Raw genomic sequence first — 17860 nt, forward strand, 5'->3', positions numbered from 1 at the left:
ACTGATCGGGGACGGTATGGAGCAAGGTGGGCAGCTCGCTACTAACGGGACAGTATGAGAGACATGGCCTCGGCTCGGGTAGTAGCGTTACGCAGTTGACCACGTACCGCCGAGGTCGTCGTCTTCGCGCCCGGCTTGCGGATCCCGCGCACCGACATGCACATGTGCTCGGCCTCGATGACGACGATCGCGCCACGGGCCTCAAGGATCTCCATGAGCGAATCGGCGATCTGCGTCGTCAGACGCTCCTGGACCTGCGGGCGACGGGCGAAGACGTCGACAAGACGTGCGAGCTTGGAAAGCCCCGTGATCTTGCCGGTCTCCGCCGGGATGTATCCGACGTGAGCCACGCCGTGGAACGGCAGAAGATGATGTTCACAGAAGCTTACGAGCTCGATGTCCTTCACAAGGACCATCTCGTCGTGTCCGAGGTCGAACGTGGTCGTCAGGACGTCCTCGGGCTCCTGGCGCATACCGGCCAGGAGCTCCCTGTACGCCCGCGCCACCCGTGCCGGCGTTTCCCGGAGGCCTTCGCGGTCCGGGTCCTCGCCGACCGCGATGAGGAGCTCTCGTACGGCGTTCTCGGCGCGCTTCTCGTCGAACTCGCCGATCGTGCCCTCGCCGTCCAGTGTCACCGGGTCGGTCATCTGTGCCTCGTTCCCTCTGACTGTCGTGCGCGGAAATGAGCCGCGCCCCCACAGGCTAAAACCTGTGGGGGCGCGGCTTCCATTCCGGGGGGCCGGGGTCAGGACTCCGGGGTGTCCTCCGGGGCGACCTCGATCGCCTTGGTGGTCTCCACCGTCGCCGTCGTCGCCGACGAGCCGTTCGCGCCGTTCGTCAGTGCCAGCTCCTTGGGGGAGAGCACCGGCGGACGGGTCGAGGGCGTGCGGCGGGACGAGCCGGTCCAGGCCGGGCGGGCCGGGCGCTTGACGATCGGGGCGAAGATCTCGGCGATCTCCTCCTTGCCCAGCGTCTCCTTCTCAAGGAGCTGCAGGACCAGGTTGTCGAGGACGTCTCGGTTCTCGACGAGGATCTCCCACGCCTCGTTGTGCGCGGTCTCGATGAGCTTCTTGACCTCTTCGTCGACCAGCGCGGCGACCTCTTCCGAGTAGTCGCGCTGGTGCGCCATCTCACGGCCCAGGAACGGTTCGGTGTTGTCGCCGCCGAACTTGATCGCGCCGAGCCGCTCGGTCATGCCGTACTGCGTGACCATCGCGCGAGCGGTGGCCGTGGCCTTCTCGATGTCGTTCGCCGCGCCCGTGGTCGGGTCGTGGAAGACGAGCTCCTCGGCCGCGCGCCCGCCCAGCATGTAGGCGAGCTGGTCGAGCATCTCGTTGCGGGTGGTCGAATACTTGTCCTCGTCCGGGAGCACCATCGTGTAGCCGAGGGCCCGGCCGCGGGACAGGATCGTGATCTTGTGGACCGGGTCGGAGTTCGGCGAGGCCGCCGCGACCAGGGCGTGGCCGCCCTCGTGGTACGCGGTGATCTTCTTCTCCTTGTCCGACATGATCCGGGTCCGCTTCTGCGGGCCCGCCACCACGCGGTCGATCGCCTCGTCCAGGGAGTGGTTGTCGATCAGCTTCTTGTCCGAGCGGGCGGTGAGGAGCGCCGCCTCGTTGAGGACGTTGGAGAGATCGGCACCGGTGAAGCCCGGCGTGCGACGGGCGACCGCGCCCAGGTCGACGTCCGGGGCGACCGGCTTGCCCTTCTGGTGGACCTTGAGGATCTCCAGACGGCCCTGCATGTCCGGGCGGTCGACCGCGATCTGGCGGTCGAAGCGGCCGGGGCGGAGCAGGGCCGGGTCGAGGATGTCCGGGCGGTTCGTGGCGGCGATCAGGATGACGCCGCCCTTCACGTCGAAGCCGTCCATCTCGACGAGGAGCTGGTTGAGGGTCTGCTCGCGTTCGTCGTGGCCACCGCCGAGACCGGCACCGCGGTGACGGCCGACGGCGTCGATCTCGTCGACGAAGACGATCGCCGGGGCGTTCGCCTTGGCCTGCTCGAAGAGGTCGCGGACACGGGACGCGCCGACGCCGACGAACATCTCGACGAAGTCGGAGCCCGAGATCGAGTAGAACGGCACGCCGGCCTCGCCCGCGACGGCGCGCGCGAGGAGGGTCTTGCCGGTGCCGGGCGGGCCGTAGAGCAGCACGCCCTTGGGGATCTTGGCGCCGACGGCCTGGAACTTCGCCGGCTCCTGGAGGAACTCCTTGATCTCGTGGAGCTCCTCGACGGCCTCGTCGGAGCCCGCCACGTCGGCGAAGGTGGTCTTCGGGGTGTCCTTGGTGATGAGCTTGGCCTTGGACTTCCCGAAGTTCATCACTCGGGAGCCGCCGCCCTGCATCTGGTTCATCAGGAACAGGAAGACGACCACGATGAGGACGAAGGGGAGCAGCGAGAGCAGCACCGAAAGGAACGGGCTCTGGCGCTCGGGGGAGACGGTGTAGCCCTTGTCGAGGTCGCCGGAGGCGGACTGCTCCTGGAGCGTGGTGGTCAGGTTGGCGCCCTGGTCACCGATGTAGCTGGCCTGGATCTTGGTGCTGCCGCCGTACTTGTCCTTGTCGGCGCCCTTCTTGAGCTCGACCTTGATGACCTGCTCGTCGCCGGTCGTCAGCTTGACCTGGTCGGCCTGCTTGTCATTGATCGCCTGGACGACCCTGCTGGTGTCCACCGTCTTGTAGCCCTCGGACGAGCCGACGACCTGCATCAGCACGACCACGGCGAGGACGGCCAGCACGATCCACATGACCGGCCCACGGAAGTATCGCTTCACGTCCATCCATACGGAGCGAGAACGCCCCGTCCCTCCTGCCCGTAGGTAAATGCTGCTGTGAGAGCTGCTATGAGAAAAAGCTGTTCTTCGGACGGTACCTCAGGCTGGTGACCCGTGGCCGCCTTCCCTTGCTCCAACGGCGGGAGGGCGGTACGGGTTCCCGTGCCTCAGCCGCCGTAGACGTGCGGTGCGAGAGTGCCGACGAAGGGGAGGTTGCGGTACTTCTCGGCGAAGTCGAGGCCGTAGCCGACGACGAACTCGTTGGGGATGTCGAAGCCGATCCACTTCACGTCGATCGCGACCTTGGCGGCGTCCGGCTTGCGCAGCAGCGTGCAGACCTCGAGGGAGGCGGGCTCGCGCGAGCCGAGGTTGGACAGCAGCCAGGACAGCGTCAGGCCGGAGTCGATGATGTCCTCGACGATCAGGACGTGCTTGCCCTTGATGTCGGTGTCGAGGTCCTTGAGGATGCGGACGACGCCCGAGGACTGGGTGCCGGCGCCGTAGGAGGAGACGGCCATCCAGTCCATGGTGACGGGGGTGGACAGCGCGCGCGCCAGGTCCGCCATCACCATCACGGCGCCCTTGAGGACTCCGACGATGAGCAGGTCCTTGCCCGCGTACTCCGCGTCGATCTTCGCGGCCAGCTCGGCCAGCTTCGCGTCGATCTCTTCCTTGGTGATGAGCACCGACTTGAGGTCGGTGCCCATGTCCTTCTCGTTCACCCGGGTCACTTTCGTTGCAGCTTGCGTCAGCCTTGCCGAATGACCAGTCTGCCACCCTGCCGCCGTGCCTCGACGCGGCCGGGCAGATTGATGGCGCCCTGGCCGCGCCAGCCGGTGATCAGCCGGTCGACTTCTTCGATGTGGCGGGCGAAGAGTGAGCCGGCGGGAGCGCCTTCGGCGATCATGGCGCGGCGCAGGATGCGGCGGCGTACGGCGGGCGGGAGTCCGAAGAGCTTGGCGCATTCGAGTCGGCCGGCTTCGTCGCGTACGGCGGATTCGGCGTCGGCGGCCCAGGAGTCGAGGGCGTCGGCGTCGTCGCGGGAGAGCTGGGCCGTTCGGGCGAGGGCTTCGACGACGCCCTTGCCGAGGGCCTTCTCGAGGGCGGGGAGGCCTTCGTGGCGGAGTCGCGAGCGGGTGTACGCGGGGTCCGCGTTGTGGGGGTCGTCCCAGACGGCGAGCTCCTGGGCGACGCAGGCCTTGCGGACGGTCTGCCGGTCGAGCTCGAGGAAGGGGCGGCGGTAGCGGCCGGAGGCGCCGGAGACGGCGGCCATGCCGGACAGGGAGCGGATGCCGGAGCCGCGGGCGAGTCCGAGCAGGACGGTTTCGGCTTGGTCGTCCCGGGTGTGGCCGAGGAGGACGGCGGTGGCGCCGTGGCGTTCGGCGGCGGCGTCGAGTGCGGCGTAGCGGGCGTCGCGGGCGGCGGCTTCGGGGCCGCCTTCGCGGCCGACGGTGACGGTGACGGCTTCGACGGGGTCGAGGCCGAGTGCGGACATGCGTCCGGCGACCTCGGCGGCTCGTTGGGTGGAGCCGTCCTGGAGGCCGTGGTCGACCGTGATGCCGCCGGCCCGGACGGCGAGCTTGCGGGCCTCGAACGCGAGTGCGGAGGCGAGCGCCATGGAGTCGGCGCCGCCGGAGCAGGCCACGAGGACGAGGGGCTGCCGGTCGAGTGCGGGGGCGGTGCTGTGTTCGGCGCTCGGTTCGGTGCCGTGCCCGGTGTTCGGTTCGGTACCGAGCTCGGTGCTGTGTTCGGTGATGACGTCGTGGAGTACGCGGCGGACCGCCAGGCGTATCGCCGCGACCGCAGGATGGGGACCCATGTCCGGTGCCCTTCGTGGAGGAGTGGGGTGCCTCGGTCGGAGTCTTAACGGTCGGAAGAGGGGGTTCGGTCACTCAGAGTGCGTCGATGGTGACAGAACCTGGCCGTTACCCGAGCATTGCACGCCCCACCCCTGGTCTACGGTCCCTCGGATGGGTGATTGGCGGTGTGTTCTTCCGTCGTACGTCGCACCCGTCTCACGAGTCTGCCTTACGGTGCACCCTCGCGATCCAGTCGGCGGGTGCGGCGATCTCGGCCTTGGTGGGGAGCGTGTTGGGGGAGGTCCAGACGCGGTTGAAGCCGTCCATGCCGACCTCGTCGACCACGGCCCGTACGAAGCGTTCTCCGTCGCGGTACTGGCGCAGTTTGGCGTCGAGGCCGAGGAGCTTGCGCAGGGCGAGGTCGAGGCGGGAGGCGCCTCGGGCGCGCCGCTGCTGGAACTTCTCGCGGATGTCGGCGACCGAGGGGACGACCTCGGGGCCGACGCCGTCCATCACGTAGTCGGCGTGGCCTTCGAGGAGGGACATGACGGCGGTGAGACGGCCGAGGATCTCGCGCTGTTCGGGGGTCTGGACGAGTTCGACGAGGGAGGGGCTCGGTTCGCCCTCCTCGCCTTCGGGGCGGCTGCCGGCGAGGGCCTGGGCGGCTTCGCGCAGTCGCTCGACGACGGTGGAGGGGTCGACCTCGGTGGCGCCGAGGAATGACTGGATCTCGCCCTGCAGATGGTCACGGAGCCAGGGGACGGCGGTGAACTGGGTGCGGTGGGTCTCTTCGTGGAGGCAGACCCAGAGGCGGAAGTCGTGCGGGTCGACGTCGAGTTCGCGTTCGACGTGGACGATGTTGGGGGCGACGAGCAGGAGGCGGCCGGCGCCGTTGTCGCCCGCGGGCAGTTCGCGGGTGGCGGGGGCGAAGGTCTCGTACTGGCCGAGGATGCGGGAGGCGAGGAACGACAGCAGCATGCCGAGTTCGACGCCGGTGACCTTGCCGCCGACGGCGCCGAGCACGCTGCCGCCGGGGGTGTTGGTGCGCCGTTCCTGCATCTTGTCGAGGAGCGGGGAGAGCAGTTCGCGGAAGCCGGCGACGTTGGCCTTGATCCAGCCGGCGCGGTCCACGACGAGGACGGGGGTGTCACGTGGTTCGTGGCCCTCGGGGATCATCCGGGTGAAGGCCCTGACGTGTTCTTCGGACGCCTTGGCGTGCCTGCGGAGTTCCGCGACGACGTCGCGGGCCTCCTCCCGGCTCACCTCGGGTCCGGGTTTCACCAGTCGGGTCGCGGTCGCGACCGCGAGGTTCCAGTCGACCATCTCGGCACCACCGATGCTCGTCATGCGTCAACCGTACGTTCTCGACGCCCGTTCGGTGAGTGTTCGTTCGCCATCAGCCCTGGGGGGCGAGGGCGGCGGAGAGCCGGTCGAGGGCGGGCTGGGCGGTGTACGGGGAGGGGGTGCGGCCGGCGAGGAAGGCGAAGGCGAGGAGCCGGCCGTCGCGGGTGACCACGGTTCCGGCCAGGGTGTTGACGCCCGTGAGGGTGCCGGTCTTGGCGCGGACGAGTCCGGCGCCGGTGGTGGCGGGCCCGGTGTCGAAGCGGCCTTGGAGGGTGCCGCTGAACCCGCCGACGGGCAGGCCGGTCAGGACGGGGCGCAGGGCGGGGCGGTCGGGGTCGGCCGCTCGGGTGAGGAGGCCGGTGAGCAGGGCGGCGGAGAGCCGGTTGTCGCGGGAGAGGCCGCTGCCGTCGGCGAAGCGGGTGCCGGTGGTGGGCAGGCCGAGGGCGGTGAGTTCGGCGCGGACGGCCTTGCCGGCGCCGGTGAAGCTCGCGGGCTGCTTGCGGGCGAGGGCGGTCTGGCGGGCGAGGGCTTCGGCGAGGTCGTTGTCGCTGTGGGTGAGGGTGCGCTCGACGAGGTCGGAGAGCGGTGCGGACTCGGTACGGGCCAGCGGGGCGGCCTCGGCGCCTCGGGCGGGCGCGGCGCCCTGGGCGGGCTCGGCACCCTGGCCCGGCTCGGCGCCCTGGCCCGGCTCGGCGCCCTGGGCGGGCTCGGCGCCCTGGGCGGGCTTGGGGGCGCGTCCGGGGGCGGGGACGCCCTGGACCGTCGTACCGGCCTTGGTGAGGAGTTCGGCGAAGGCGGTGGCGGTGTCGCGGGCCGGATCGGCGGCGCGGGGCGCGGGGCCGCTGTGCGAGCCGTCGAGGCGCCCTTCGTCGAGCATGAGGGCGCTGACGGGGGCGATGTTCTCGTTGGGGCCGATGGGGTGGCGCGCCGGTCCGCGGTAGAGGCCGGCGTCGTAGGTGATCCGTACGCCGGTGGTGCCCCGATTCCCGAGGGCGCGGGCGGTGGCGGTGGCGAGGGCCTTGAGGCGGGCGCGGTCGAGGGTGGGGTCGCCGCCGCCGACGAGGGTGACGGTGCGGCGGTCGGCGGAGGCGACGACGGTGGTGGGGATGCGGTGGTCGGGGCCGAGGGCGGAGAGGGCGGCGACCGAGGTGGCGATCTTGATGGTGGAGGCGGGGGTCATCGGGGTCGTGGCGCCTTCGCCGTAGAGCTGCCTGCCGGTGGTGGCGTCGACGACCGACGCGGTGCGCAGGGGGCCGAGGCCAGGGTCGGCGAGGAGCGGTACGAGGACGGCGGCGAGGTCGGCCTTCAGGGCGGCAGGGGGCGTGTCGAGCGCGCGGAGCACTCCGGCGGCGCTGGGGGCCGGGGCGGGCCCCGGCGGCGGGCCCGCGGGGGGCCGCTTCTCCGCGTGATGTGCGCCACCTGTCGGGGTCGCGGCGGCCGCGCGGGCGCGCTCGGCCTTACGCTGACCGTTGTCCCACGGGCCGGCGGCGGTCGCCGCTCCGGCGGCCAGGGCCAGGCCGAGTACGGCGGAGCACGCCGTGAGCTGCCAGGTCCTCGGCTCCGGCATTGCTGACCAGCCCCTTTCGCGATCACACACAGGCGTGAGGGACACTTAATCACTGCGCGTTGCCGCAGGCATTCACATGTGTTGATTCAGGAGGAGCCACCCGTGGAGTTCGACGTCACCATCGAGATCCCGAAGGGGTCGCGGAACAAGTACGAGGTCGACCACGAGACGGGTCGTATCCGCCTGGACCGTCGCCTCTTCACCTCGACCAGCTACCCGGCCGACTACGGCTTCGTCGAGAACACCCTCGGCGAGGACGGCGACCCGCTGGACGCGCTGGTCATCCTGGACGAGCCGACCTTCCCGGGCTGCCTGATCAAGTGCCGCGCCATCGGCATGTTCCGCATGACGGACGAGGCCGGCGGCGACGACAAGCTGCTGTGCGTCCCCGCGTCGGACCCGCGCGTCGAGCACCTGCGCGACATCCACCACGTGTCGGAGTTCGACCGCCTGGAGATCCAGCACTTCTTCGAGGTCTACAAGGACCTGGAGCCGGGCAAGTCGGTCGAGGGCGCCAACTGGGTGGGCCGCGCCGAGGCCGAGGCCGAGATCGAGGCCTCCTACAAGCGCCTGGAGGCGCAGGGCGGCGCCCACTGAGTGGGTCCCTGCTGAAGCTGTGACGGGCGGTGCACCTCGTGCGGGTGCGCCGCCCGTCTCGCGTGCTGTCGTATGCCCGTGCCCATACTGGGCAGACAAGCGCGCATGGGAGTGAGGGCGAAGAGAGTGGTCGCGGAGGCGGACGGCCCGGAGGACCGGAAGCCGCAGTCGGACGAGGCGCGTAGCGCCTTCATCCCGCCGGCGGGGGTCGAGCAGCCGGTGGTGCCGGAGGAGGAGCATCCGACCTCCGAGTTCGCCGTTCCCGAGGGGCTGGCTCCCGAGCCGCCCGCCGAGCCGGAGGGCTCGGCGTTCGCGACGCCGTCGACGTACTCGGCGAAGAACGCGCCGCCGGCCTTCACGCCCGCCCACGGGATGCCGCTCGTGCGGCTGCCGGCGGACGCGCCGTGGCAGGACCGGATGCGGACGATGCTGCGGCTGCCGGTCGGGGAGCGGCCGGTGCCGGAGACGGCGCGCAAGGAGGACGAGGCGGGGCCCGCGGTGGGCCGTGTGCTCGACCTGACCCTGCGTATCGGCGAGCTGCTGCTGGCGGGCGGGGAGGGCGCGGAGGACGTCGAGGCGGCGATGTTCGCGATCTGCCGTGCGTACGGTCTGGACCGGTGCGAGCCGACGGTGACGTTCACGCTGCTGTCGATCACGCACCAGCCGTCGCTGGTGGACGACCCGGTCACGGCGAACCGGACGGTACGGCGGCGGGGCACGGACTACACCCGGCTGGAGGCGGTCTACCAGCTGCTCGCCGACATCAACGCGGACGAGGTCTCGCCGGAGGACGCGTACCGGCGGCTGGCGGAGATCCGGCGCAACCGGCACCCGTACCCCGGATGGGTGCTGTCGGCGGCGGCGGGTGTGCTGGCGGGCGCGGCCTCGGTGCTGCTCGGCGGCGGGTTCACGGTCTTCATGGTGGCGGCGCTGGGCGCGGTGCTCGGCGACCGGCTGGCGTGGCTGTGCGCGGGTCGCGGGCTGCCGGAGTTCTACCAGTTCCTGGTGGCGGCGATGCCGCCGGCGGCGATGGGGGTGCTGCTGACGCTGCTGCACGCCGATCTGCGGCCCTCGGCGGTCATCACGGGTGGTCTGTTCGCCCTGATCCCCGGGCGTGCCCTCGTGGCGGCCGTGCAGGACGGTCTGACCGGTTTCTACATCACGGCCTCGGCCCGGCTCCTGGAGGTCGGGTACTTCTTCGTGGCGATCGTGGTGGGGGTGCTGTCGGTGCTGTACCTGGCGGTGCAGTTCGACGCGCAGCTGAACCCGGACGGGGTGCTCAATCCGGTCGAACGGCCGGTGGTGCAGATCCTGGCGTCGATGGTGCTGTGCGCGACGTTCGCGATCCTGCTGCAGCAGTCGCGGCAGACGGTGCTCTTCGCGACGCTGAACGGCGGGGTGGCGTGGGTGATCTACGCGTCGATCGCGGTGACGGCCGGTGGGTCGGCGGTGATGGCGACGGCGGTGGCGGCGGGCCTGGTGGGTCTGTTCGGGCAGCTGGCGGCCCGGTACAACCACACGTCGTCGCTGCCGTACGTGACGGCGGCGATCGGGCCGCTGCTGCCGGGTTCCGCGACGTACTTCGGGGTGCTGGGGATCGCCCAGAACAACCTGGACCAGGGCTTCGCCTCTCTTGCGAAGGCGGCGGCCCTGGCCCTGGCGATCGCGATCGGGGTGAACCTGGGAGGCGAGCTGGCCCGCCTCTTCATGCAGGCTCCGCGCGCGGCGGCGTCCCGCCGGGCGGCGAAGCGTACGAGGGGCTTCTGACCCCGGCCGTCACCGGCGCGGGACTTCGTGCCCCGGCTCCCGGCCGGCCACGGCACGGGGCGGGAGCGCGCGACGCCCGCCCCGTGCCGTGGTCGGCGGGGGCGGGCGTCGTCGGGCGTCAGGCGTCAGGCGTGAGGCGTCAGCGGCGGGCGTGGCGTCCGCGGCCGCCCGGGTTGGGGTTGCCGGGGCCGTCGTGGCCGTTCTCGTCCTCCTGGGCCTTGGCCTTCTTGGACTGGGAGCGGGCGCGGAGGTACTCGATCACGATCGGGACCACGGAGATCGCGACGATCAGGATGAGGATCATCTCGATGTGCTCGTGCACGAAGTCGATCTTGCCGAGGGAGGCGCCGAGCAGGGTGACGCCCGCGCCCCAGAGCACACCGCCGATGATGTTGAAGGTGATGAACGAGCGGTAGTTCATCCGGCTCACACCGGCGATGATCGGCGTGAACGTGCGCACGATCGGTACGAAGCGGGCCAGGATCAGCGACTTCGGGCCGTGCTTCTCGAAGAACTCGTGCGCCTTCTCGACGTTCTCCTGCTTGAAGAGCTTGGAGTCGGGGCGCCGGAAGAGGGCCGGGCCGACCTTGCGGCCGAAGAGGTAGCCGACCTGGTCGCCGATGATGGCGGCCGCCACGATGAGCGTGCAGACGAGCCACAGCGGCGTGTCGAGCTTGCCGGTGGTGACCAGCAGGCCGGTGGTGAAGAGCAGCGAGTCGCCGGGCAGGAAGAACCCGATGAGCAGTCCGGACTCGGCGAAGACGATGACAAGGACGCCGATCAGACCGAAGGTCTGAATGAGATAGTCCGGGTCCAGCCAGCTCGGTCCGAGGGCAAGCGTATTCACGGGTTCCGGGCTCCTGCGGTCGGTGGGGGCGGGGGACGGCTGCCCCAAAGTATCAACGCATTCCCATGGCTCCGGGTTCCAAGGGCATCCCACCGGACCCCTTCGGGGTGCGGCGGTGCGCGGACGGGCCGACGCTGGTGGCCAGGAGGTGGATACGTATGGGCATGGAGGAGTACGGAGGCGGTCAGGGGCCGCAGCCGGACGTGCTGGTCGTCACCACGAACGACGTTCCCGGCTACGAGGTCCGGCAGGTGATCGGCGAGGTCTTCGGGCTGACCGTGCGCTCCCGGCATCTGGGCAGCCAGATCGGCGCCGGCCTGAAGTCGATGGTCGGCGGGGAGCTGAAGGGTCTGACGAAGACTCTGGTGGAGACCCGCAACCAGGCGATGGAGCGGCTGGTGGAGCAGGCGAAGGCGCGCGGCGCCAACGCCGTGCTGATGTTCCGCTTCGACGTGACCGAGGCGGCGGACGTGGGGACGGAGGTCTGCGCCTACGGCACGGCGGCGGTGATCGCACCTCGCGCCTGACTGAGCGGCGACACCCCCAACTCTCGGGGGGTTATGCGGCTTTTGTAGCCCTATGGTGGGGCGGTGGCCATCGATAAACCGTCGTCCGAGCCCCCGCCCCCGACCCCCCGGTCGCCCGCGCGAGCCCTGTTGCCGCAGATCGTGCCCGCCCTCCTGATCGGAGTCGCGGCAGCTCTGCTCTTCCTGGCGATCGAGTGGCTCTCCGAGGAGTTCCAGCATGTGCTCTGGGACGACCTTCCCGGCGCGCTGGGAATCGGCGACTACTCGGCACTCTGGACGATCGTCATGCTCACCGCCACCGGCGTCGCGGTCGGTCTCGTCATCTGGAAGGTGCCGGGACACACCGGCCCCGACCCGGCCGAGACCGGGCTCGGAGGCACGCCGCTGGCACCCGGGGTCGTCCCCGGGCTGCTCCTCGCCGGAACGCTCACCCTGGCCGGCGGCGTCAGCCTCGGCCCGGAGAACCCGATCATCGCGGCCAACATCGCGCTCACCTACTGGGCGGGCCGCAAACTGCTGCCCAACGTGCCGGGCGCCTTCTGGGTCGCGCTCGCCTCCTCCGCCACCATCGGCGCGCTCTTCGGCACACCGGTCGCCGCGGCACTGGTCATCTCCGAGGCCCTGACCCGCCAGCCCGACGGCAAGGGCTCCTTGTGGGACCGGCTCTTCGCCCCACTGGTCGCCGCCGGCGCGGGGGCGATGACCACGTCGCTCCTGGAGCACCCGAGCTTCGATCTGGGCCTCCCCGAGATCGACGACCCGGGGTGGAGCGATCTGCTGGCCGCCATGGTCGTCGCCACCGCGGCGGCCCTCTTCGGTCTCCTCTGCTGCTACGGCCTTCCCTACGCGCACCGCGCCTTCCACCGGCTGCGCCATCCGATGATCATGCTGCCGGTCGGTGGACTGATCCTGGGTCTGCTGGGCGTGCTGGGCGGGCGACTGACGCTGTTCAAGGGCCTGGACCAGATGAAGGAGCTGGCCGACAACCTCGGCGGCTGGTCCTCCGGCGAACTGGCCAAGATGGCCGTCGTCAAGCTCGCCGCCCTGCTGGTCGCCGCCGCGTCCGGATTCGTGGGCGGCCGGATCTTCCCCGCCGTGTTCATCGGGACCGCCTTCGGCATGCTGGCCCAGGCCCTCGTCCCCGAGATCCACCCGGCCGTCGCCGTCTCGTGCGGCGTGCTCGGTGTGCTGATGGCGACCACCCGACAGGGCTGGGTGAGCCTCTTCGTCGCCGCTGCCGTCGCCTCCTCGACCTCGCTCCTCGCCCTGCTCTGTCTGGCGACCCTGCCCGCCTGGCTGGTCGTCACCGGCCGCCCCCAGCTCGAACTGGACGAGTCGGGCGCACCCTTGCACTGAACATCCCTGGAAGGACTCCCCATGCCACTGCACAAGGGTCCCGCCGAGACCGAGACCGACCGGCACCTCGCCCTCAACCCCTTCTACGGCGAAGCCAACCCGGTCGGTGGCATGACCGAGGCACCGCCGATCCACCGGCTCCCCGACGGTCCGGTGCCGCCCATGAGCGCCTATCAGCTGGTCCACGACGAGCTGATGCTCGACGGCAACTCCCGCCTCAACCTCGCCACCTTCGTCACGACCTGGATGGAACCCCAGGCCGGCGTCCTCATGGCCGAGTGCCGTGACAAGAACATGATCGACAAGGACGAGTACCCGCGCACCGCCGAACTGGAGCGGCGCTGCGTGGCCATGCTCGCCGACCTCTGGAACGCCCCGGACCCCTCGGCCGCCGTCGGCTGCTCCACCACCGGCTCCAGCGAGGCCTGCATGCTCGCCGGCATGGCCCTCAAGCGCCGCTGGGCCAAGCGGAACGCCGACCGCTATCCGGGCAGCGCCCGGCCCAATCTCGTGATGGGCATCAACGTCCAGGTCTGCTGGAAGAAGTTCTGCAACTTCTGGGAGGTCGAGGCGCGACTCGTGCCCATGGAGGGCGACCGCTTCCACATGGACGCCGAGTCGGCCGCCGCGCTCTGCGACGAGAACACCATCGGTGTGGTCGCCGTACTCGGCTCGACCTTCGACGGCTCCTACGAACCGGTCGCAGAGATCTGTGCCGCGCTCGACGCACTCCAGGAACGGACCGGCCTCGACATCCCCGTCCACGTCGACGGCGCGTCCGGCGCGATGGTCGCCCCCTTCGTCGACGACGACCTGGTCTGGGACTTCCGGCTGCCGCGGGTCTCCTCGATCAACACCTCCGGTCACAAGTACGGCCTGGTCTATCCGGGCGTCGGCTGGGCCCTGTGGCGTTCCCCTGCCGAGCTTCCCGAGGAACTCGTCTTCCGGGTCAACTACCTCGGCGGCGACATGCCGACCTTCGCCCTCAACTTCTCCCGGCCGGGAGCTCAGGTCGTCGCGCAGTACTACACGTTCCTGCGGCTCGGCCGCGAGGGCTACCGGGTGGTCCAGCAGACCACCCGGGACGTCGCCCGGGGGCTCGCCGAACGGATCGAGGCGATGGGCGACTTCCGCCTTCTCACCTACGGTGATCAGCTGCCGGTCTTCGCCTTCACCACCGCCTCCGACGTCAGCCGCTTCGACGTCTTCGACGTCTCGCGCCGACTGCGGGAGCGCGGCTGGCTCGTCCCTGCGTACACCTTCCCGGCGAACCGGGAGGACCTGTCCGTGCTGCGCGTGGTCTGCCGCAACGGCTTCTCGGCCGACCTCGCGGATCTGTTCATCGGGGACCTGAACCGCGTAATGCCCGAACTGCGGCAGCAGTCCGCCCCGTCGATCGACAACAAGGCGGACGCCACCTCCTTCCACCACTGAGCAGGAGAGAAGCTCAGAGCGACTCGCCCTCGCACCCCACGGCGAACTCCGCCCAGCGCCCGCCGTCGACCGATATGTCGTAGAGACAGCTGGTGCTGGAGCGGAGCAGCCCGGCGGGCGTACGACGGGTGTACGCCGTGCCCTCGCCGGAGGGGCGGAAGCTGCGGCCCCCGTCGACGCTCATGTACTCCCGGTCCTCGGCTCCGATCAGCACCCGGCCACCGGGACCCGGCACCGGGATCCCCAGGAGCGTGCGGGGCTCGGCCATCGGCCCCGTCGTCCACATCCGCTCCCAGGTGCGACCGCCGTCCCGGGAACGGTGCAGCGCCCGCATGGGGTTCTTGACCGGGTCACCGCCCTTCAACTCCCCCATCTCCGCCGCGTAGACCACGTCCGGACCGACCGCGACCGCCGTGAACCAGCCGGGCTCGGCGGTCGGGCTCGGCAGTCTGCTCACCGACCAGCTGCGCCCCTGGTCCCGGGAGACTGCGACCGCCGCCCGGCCCGAGAGGGGGTCGTTACCGGAGACCCACCAGGAGCCGTCGGGCTCCGCCACCTCGGCCGGCCTCGGACGCGCCCCCAGCAACGGCCCCTGGGCCAGGGCCCGCCGCCGCCCGTCCTCGGGGGAGATCACGACCAGCCGCTCCCGGGTGCAGTCGTCCACGGAGCCGCCCACCGGCGCCGCGCAGTCCGTGGTGAGGACGGCCCCGGCCGGTATCACCGGGGCCGTACCGATCGGGCGCCCGTCGACCTCGCGCCAGGTCAGCCCGCCGTCCCGGGTGAACCAGCTCCGCCGCGCCGCCGGCTCCGCGCCACCCTCCTCGACCAGGGCCCGCCCCGGCCCCAGGACCCGCAGCTGCGACGAGACACCGTCCGTGCCCCGTGTCTCGGGCAGCGGGGACCGACGCAGCGCCCAGCTCCTCGCGCCCCGGTCGAGGACGGCCACATGCTGCCTGCAGAAGCCGTTCTCCGGCGCCCGCTGGTCGCCCACGCAGTCGGCCAGCAGAGCGAACCCACTGCCGTCGGAGGCGAACCCCAGGGAGTGCGACCACCCCGGCAGCTCCCGCCCGGACGGAATCCGCGGCGGCGGCAAGCCCGGCGCCCCCGCCCCACCCGAAGCACGGGCAGCGTCCGAAGAACCCGAGACCCCCGGGTCCCCCGCGCGCCCCTCCCCCGTGCAAGCCGTCAGCACCAGTGCCACGACGGCGCCTGCCATCCCGCACACCTTGACCCTGCGCATCCCCCGTCCCCCTGTCCCTCGCCCGGTCCGCGGTGAACCGTCTGCCTTAGGTACACCGCTCGACCGGTTCGGGTTCCCACTACGCGCTGAGCCTCCTGAACCGCCGTACCGCCAGCGGGAGGAAGACGGCGAGGAGCAGCAGCGGCCACACCACCGCCGCCGTCACATGCCCCGGCTCGCCGCCCGGGTTGCCGAACAGATCCCGTACCGCCGTCGCCGTCGCCGACATCGGGTTCCACTCCACGACCGTGCCCAGCCACCCCGGCATGGAGTCGGGCGAGGCGAAGGCGTTGGAGAGGAAGCCGACCGGCCAGACCAGGATCTGCACGGCCATCACCAGCTCGGGCCGCCCCGCGACCATCGCCAGGTAGATCCCGATCCACAGCATCGCGAAGCGCAGCAGGAGCAGCAGACCCATCGCGCCCAGAAGGGCGCCGGCCCCTCCGTGCGCGCGCCAGCCGATCGCGTAGCCCACACCGGCCATCACCAGCAGCCCGGCCGCGGACTGGAGCATGTCGGCGGCCGAACGCCCCACCAGCACCGCCCCGTCGGCCATCGGCATCGAGCGGAAGCGGTCGATCACACCCTTGTTGAGGTCCTGGGTGACGGCCGTCATCGTCGCTTCGAGGCCGAAGACCATCGTCAGCGTGAGCATGCCGGGCACGAGGTAGTCGACGTACGCACCCGCGATCCCCCGGCCACCGCCGACGAGATAGCCGAACATCAGCATCATCATGACCGGGAAGGCGAGACCCACCACCACGACGACCGGCTGCCGCGCCCAGTGGGCCAGCTCCCGCCGCGTCATGGTCCAGCAGTCGCTCATCACGTACGCCGCGCTCATGCCGCCACCTCCGCGTCCTCGCCCTTCGCGTTCTCGCCCTCTGCTGCCCGCCCGTCCTCTGCTGCCCGCCCGTCCTTCGCGTCGCCCGTCAGCCGGAGGAAGACCTCGTCGAGGGTCGGCCGCCGCAGTGCGATGTCCTCCGCCTCGATCCCGGCCGCCTCCAGGGCACGTACGGTCTCCGCCAGTGCAGCCATCCGGTCGGTGACGGGCACGCTGATCCGCCGCCGGTCGGTGTCCACCGTCGCCTCGGACCGGCCGGCGGGCATCAGGCGCACCGCCTCGTCGAGCCGCCGGGCGTCACGCAGGACGACGTCGACGCGGTCCCCGCCGACCTTCGCCTTCAGCTCGTCGGCCGTTCCGTCGGCCACGACCCGGCCGTGGTCGACGACCGAGATCCGGTCGGCGAGCTGGTCGGCCTCCTCCAGGTACTGCGTGGTGAGCAGGACGGTCGTCCCGCCGCCCACCAGCGAGCGCACCGACTCCCACACCTCGCCACGGCCTCGCGGGTCGAGCCCCGTCGTCGGCTCGTCCAGGAAGAGCACCTCCGGCTCGGTGATCAGCGAGGCCGCGAGGTCCAGGCGCCGGCGCATGCCGCCGCTGTACTGCTTGACCGGCTTGCGTCCGGTGTCCGCGAGACCGAACCGCTCCAGAAGTTCGTCGGCCCGTGCGCCCGCCCGCCGGGCCCCCAGGTGGTACAGCCGCCCGAACATCTCCAGGTTCTGCCGGCCGCCCAGCTCCTCGTCGACGGCCGCGTGCTGCCCGAGGAGGCCGATCCTGCGCCGCACCTCGGACGCCTGGGCCCGGACATCGAAACCCGCCACCCGCACCAGCCCCTCGTCGTGCCGCAGCAGCGTGGCCAGGATCCGCACCGTCGTGGTCTTGCCCGCGCCGTTGGGGCCGAGCAGCCCGTGCACCGTGCCGCGCCCCACCCGCAGATCCAGGCCGTCGAGCGCCCGCTTGTCGCCGTACCGTTTCCGCGCGCCTTCGACGACGATCGCGTCAGTCATTCCAGCCCTCCAAGCCAGTAGTCAAACTTGACCACTCGATCGAAGGTATGCCACCCAAACCGATTGGTCAAACTTGATTAGTCGAATTCCGGGTCGGGTCCGCCCGTCGAGTACGGGTTCTCCTCACCGTCCGCGAGCACCCCGAGGAAGGGCTCCCCGCCCTCCCCCTCGAAGGAGTACGCACCCGCCTCGATCCGCTCGATCAGCCCGAGCGTCCACTCCTTGCCCGCGTCGGCCGAGTGGACCCAGAGGTGCATGATCTCGCCGATGTGCCCGAGCTGCTCCGGGCCGCCCTCCGGCGTGTAGTACTCGGTGACGGCCGCGCGCCACTCGTCGAGCGCCCGCACCCGCTGTCGCAGCAGCTCCACGACCTCCGCCCGTGGAAGGTCGACGATGAACCCGATCCCCGCGGACAGGACGTCCATCTTCTGGTCGTACGTGGTCAGTGCCTCGCGCAGCAGCGCGAAGTACTCCGCCCGGCCCTTCTCCGTCACCTCGTACTCGGTGCGCGGCGGTCCGCCCGCCGTGCTCGGCGCGATCTCGTACGCGTGCAGCAGGTCCTGCTTGGCCATCTGCTTGAGCGCGTGGTAGATCGAGCCGGGCTTGGCGTTGGACCACTCGTGCGCGCCCCAGAACTCCAGGTCGTTGCGGATCTGGTAGCCGTGGGCGCGCCCATGCCGGCGCACCGCGCCGAGGACAAGAAGCCGGATCGCTGACACCCTCGTACCTCCTAGTCAATTTTGACTAGGGTACGCGCC

The 17860-nt window shown here is 70.9% G+C and carries 16 protein-coding genes; 5 read left to right on the top strand and 11 right to left on the bottom strand.

The annotated features are described in order from the left end of the window. Nucleotides 1-41 precede the first annotated feature (41 nt). The 6 genes from folE to dacB all read right to left on the bottom strand — a co-directional run bounded on the left by folE (nucleotide 42) and on the right by dacB (nucleotide 7483). Complete coding sequence (gene folE, locus ACF1G2_RS31110) at nucleotides 42-647, bottom strand: GTP cyclohydrolase I FolE (RefSeq protein WP_391801498.1); 606 nt, start codon at nucleotides 645-647, stop codon at nucleotides 42-44. Between the two features lie 98 nt (nucleotides 648-745). Continuing rightward, on the bottom strand, nucleotides 746-2779 hold the full coding sequence (gene ftsH, locus ACF1G2_RS31115) for an ATP-dependent zinc metalloprotease FtsH (RefSeq protein ID WP_352187759.1): 2034 nt from the start codon (nucleotides 2777-2779) through the stop codon (nucleotides 746-748). Between the two features lie 161 nt (nucleotides 2780-2940). Next, the gene (gene hpt / locus ACF1G2_RS31120) at nucleotides 2941-3480 is read right to left on the bottom strand and encodes a hypoxanthine phosphoribosyltransferase (RefSeq protein ID WP_391801618.1); all 540 of its coding nucleotides are present in this window, start codon (nucleotides 3478-3480) and stop codon (nucleotides 2941-2943) included. 41 nt (nucleotides 3481-3521) lie between these two features. After that, nucleotides 3522-4592 (bottom strand): tRNA lysidine(34) synthetase TilS, encoded by a 1071-nt coding sequence (gene tilS / locus ACF1G2_RS31125; RefSeq protein WP_391801499.1) that lies wholly within the window; start codon nucleotides 4590-4592, stop codon nucleotides 3522-3524. A 196-nt stretch (nucleotides 4593-4788) separates the two neighbouring features. Further along, nucleotides 4789-5919 carry a zinc-dependent metalloprotease gene (locus ACF1G2_RS31130; protein WP_391801500.1) on the bottom strand — a complete coding sequence of 377 codons (1131 nt, stop codon included), beginning with the start codon at nucleotides 5917-5919 and terminating at the stop codon, nucleotides 4789-4791. A gap of 49 nt (nucleotides 5920-5968) precedes the next feature. Continuing rightward, nucleotides 5969-7483, bottom strand: a complete 1515-nt coding sequence (dacB, locus tag ACF1G2_RS31135) for a D-alanyl-D-alanine carboxypeptidase/D-alanyl-D-alanine-endopeptidase (RefSeq protein ID WP_391801501.1) — start codon at nucleotides 7481-7483, stop codon at nucleotides 5969-5971. A gap of 102 nt (nucleotides 7484-7585) precedes the next feature. Here dacB and ACF1G2_RS31140 point away from each other — a divergent pair, with 102 nt between their 5' ends. Both ACF1G2_RS31140 and ACF1G2_RS31145 read left to right on the top strand, forming a co-directional pair. Continuing rightward, on the top strand, nucleotides 7586-8080 hold the full coding sequence (locus tag ACF1G2_RS31140) for an inorganic diphosphatase (protein ID WP_019888410.1): 495 nt from the start codon (nucleotides 7586-7588) through the stop codon (nucleotides 8078-8080). Between the two features lie 126 nt (nucleotides 8081-8206). Further along, on the top strand, nucleotides 8207-9847 hold the full coding sequence (locus ACF1G2_RS31145) for a threonine/serine exporter family protein (protein ID WP_391801619.1): 1641 nt from the start codon (nucleotides 8207-8209) through the stop codon (nucleotides 9845-9847). 139 nt (nucleotides 9848-9986) lie between these two features. Here ACF1G2_RS31145 and ACF1G2_RS31150 read toward each other — a convergent pair whose 3' ends face one another. Next, a complete protein-coding gene (locus ACF1G2_RS31150) occupies nucleotides 9987-10694 on the bottom strand; it encodes a DedA family protein (protein ID WP_391801502.1) in 708 nt (235 codons plus the stop codon). A gap of 158 nt (nucleotides 10695-10852) precedes the next feature. Here ACF1G2_RS31150 and ACF1G2_RS31155 point away from each other — a divergent pair, with 158 nt between their 5' ends. The 3 genes from ACF1G2_RS31155 (at nucleotide 10853) to ACF1G2_RS31165 (ending at nucleotide 14011) form a co-directional block, all read left to right on the top strand. Further along, nucleotides 10853-11221 (top strand): YbjQ family protein, encoded by a 369-nt coding sequence (locus ACF1G2_RS31155; RefSeq protein ID WP_391801620.1) that lies wholly within the window; start codon nucleotides 10853-10855, stop codon nucleotides 11219-11221. 63 nt (nucleotides 11222-11284) lie between these two features. Continuing rightward, nucleotides 11285-12577 carry an ion channel protein gene (locus tag ACF1G2_RS31160; RefSeq protein ID WP_391801503.1) on the top strand — a complete coding sequence of 431 codons (1293 nt, stop codon included), beginning with the start codon at nucleotides 11285-11287 and terminating at the stop codon, nucleotides 12575-12577. A gap of 21 nt (nucleotides 12578-12598) precedes the next feature. Next, nucleotides 12599-14011 (top strand): glutamate decarboxylase, encoded by a 1413-nt coding sequence (locus ACF1G2_RS31165; protein WP_391801504.1) that lies wholly within the window; start codon nucleotides 12599-12601, stop codon nucleotides 14009-14011. Between the two features lie 13 nt (nucleotides 14012-14024). On the opposite strand, the gene ACF1G2_RS31170 is transcribed toward ACF1G2_RS31165, so the two are convergent. The 4 genes from ACF1G2_RS31170 to ACF1G2_RS31185 form a co-directional block, all read right to left on the bottom strand. Then, nucleotides 14025-15104: a WD40/YVTN/BNR-like repeat-containing protein gene (locus tag ACF1G2_RS31170; RefSeq protein ID WP_391801505.1), complete on the bottom strand. Its 1080-nt coding sequence runs from the start codon at nucleotides 15102-15104 to the stop codon at nucleotides 14025-14027. A gap of 226 nt (nucleotides 15105-15330) precedes the next feature. Then, a complete protein-coding gene (locus ACF1G2_RS31175) occupies nucleotides 15331-16095 on the bottom strand; it encodes an ABC transporter permease (RefSeq protein WP_391801506.1) in 765 nt (254 codons plus the stop codon). Further along, entirely contained in the window at nucleotides 16092-17102 is a 1011-nt protein-coding gene (locus tag ACF1G2_RS31180; protein WP_391801507.1) for an ATP-binding cassette domain-containing protein, read from the bottom strand. The genes ACF1G2_RS31175 and ACF1G2_RS31180 overlap by 4 nt, the downstream gene beginning before the upstream one ends. A gap of 77 nt (nucleotides 17103-17179) precedes the next feature. Then, complete coding sequence (locus tag ACF1G2_RS31185; RefSeq protein WP_391801508.1) at nucleotides 17180-17821, bottom strand: PadR family transcriptional regulator; 642 nt, start codon at nucleotides 17819-17821, stop codon at nucleotides 17180-17182. Nucleotides 17822-17860 lie beyond the last annotated feature (39 nt).

The organism is Streptomyces sp. NPDC013457, from assembly GCF_043089925.1.
GTDB lineage: Bacteria > Actinomycetota > Actinomycetes > Streptomycetales > Streptomycetaceae > Streptomyces.

What these genes read in the sequence shown, in the direction of transcription:
- ftsH (WP_352187759.1), bottom strand. Translation starts at nt 2,779, where the DNA reads ATGGACGTGAAGCGATACTTCCGTGGGCCGGTCATGTGGATCGTGCTG.
- tilS (WP_391801499.1), bottom strand. Translation starts at nt 4,592, where the DNA reads ATGGGTCCCCATCCTGCGGTCGCGGCGATACGCCTGGCGGTCCGCCGC.
- ACF1G2_RS31175 (WP_391801506.1), bottom strand. Translation starts at nt 16,095, where the DNA reads ATGAGCGCGGCGTACGTGATGAGCGACTGCTGGACCATGACGCGGCGG.
- folE (WP_391801498.1), bottom strand. Translation starts at nt 647, where the DNA reads ATGACCGACCCGGTGACACTGGACGGCGAGGGCACGATCGGCGAGTTC.
- ACF1G2_RS31155 (WP_391801620.1), top strand. Translation starts at nt 10,853, where the DNA reads ATGGGCATGGAGGAGTACGGAGGCGGTCAGGGGCCGCAGCCGGACGTG.
- ACF1G2_RS31165 (WP_391801504.1), top strand. Translation starts at nt 12,599, where the DNA reads ATGCCACTGCACAAGGGTCCCGCCGAGACCGAGACCGACCGGCACCTC.
- hpt (WP_391801618.1), bottom strand. Translation starts at nt 3,480, where the DNA reads ATGGGCACCGACCTCAAGTCGGTGCTCATCACCAAGGAAGAGATCGAC.
- dacB (WP_391801501.1), bottom strand. Translation starts at nt 7,483, where the DNA reads ATGCCGGAGCCGAGGACCTGGCAGCTCACGGCGTGCTCCGCCGTACTC.
- ACF1G2_RS31130 (WP_391801500.1), bottom strand. Translation starts at nt 5,919, where the DNA reads ATGACGAGCATCGGTGGTGCCGAGATGGTCGACTGGAACCTCGCGGTC.
- ACF1G2_RS31180 (WP_391801507.1), bottom strand. Translation starts at nt 17,102, where the DNA reads ATGACTGACGCGATCGTCGTCGAAGGCGCGCGGAAACGGTACGGCGAC.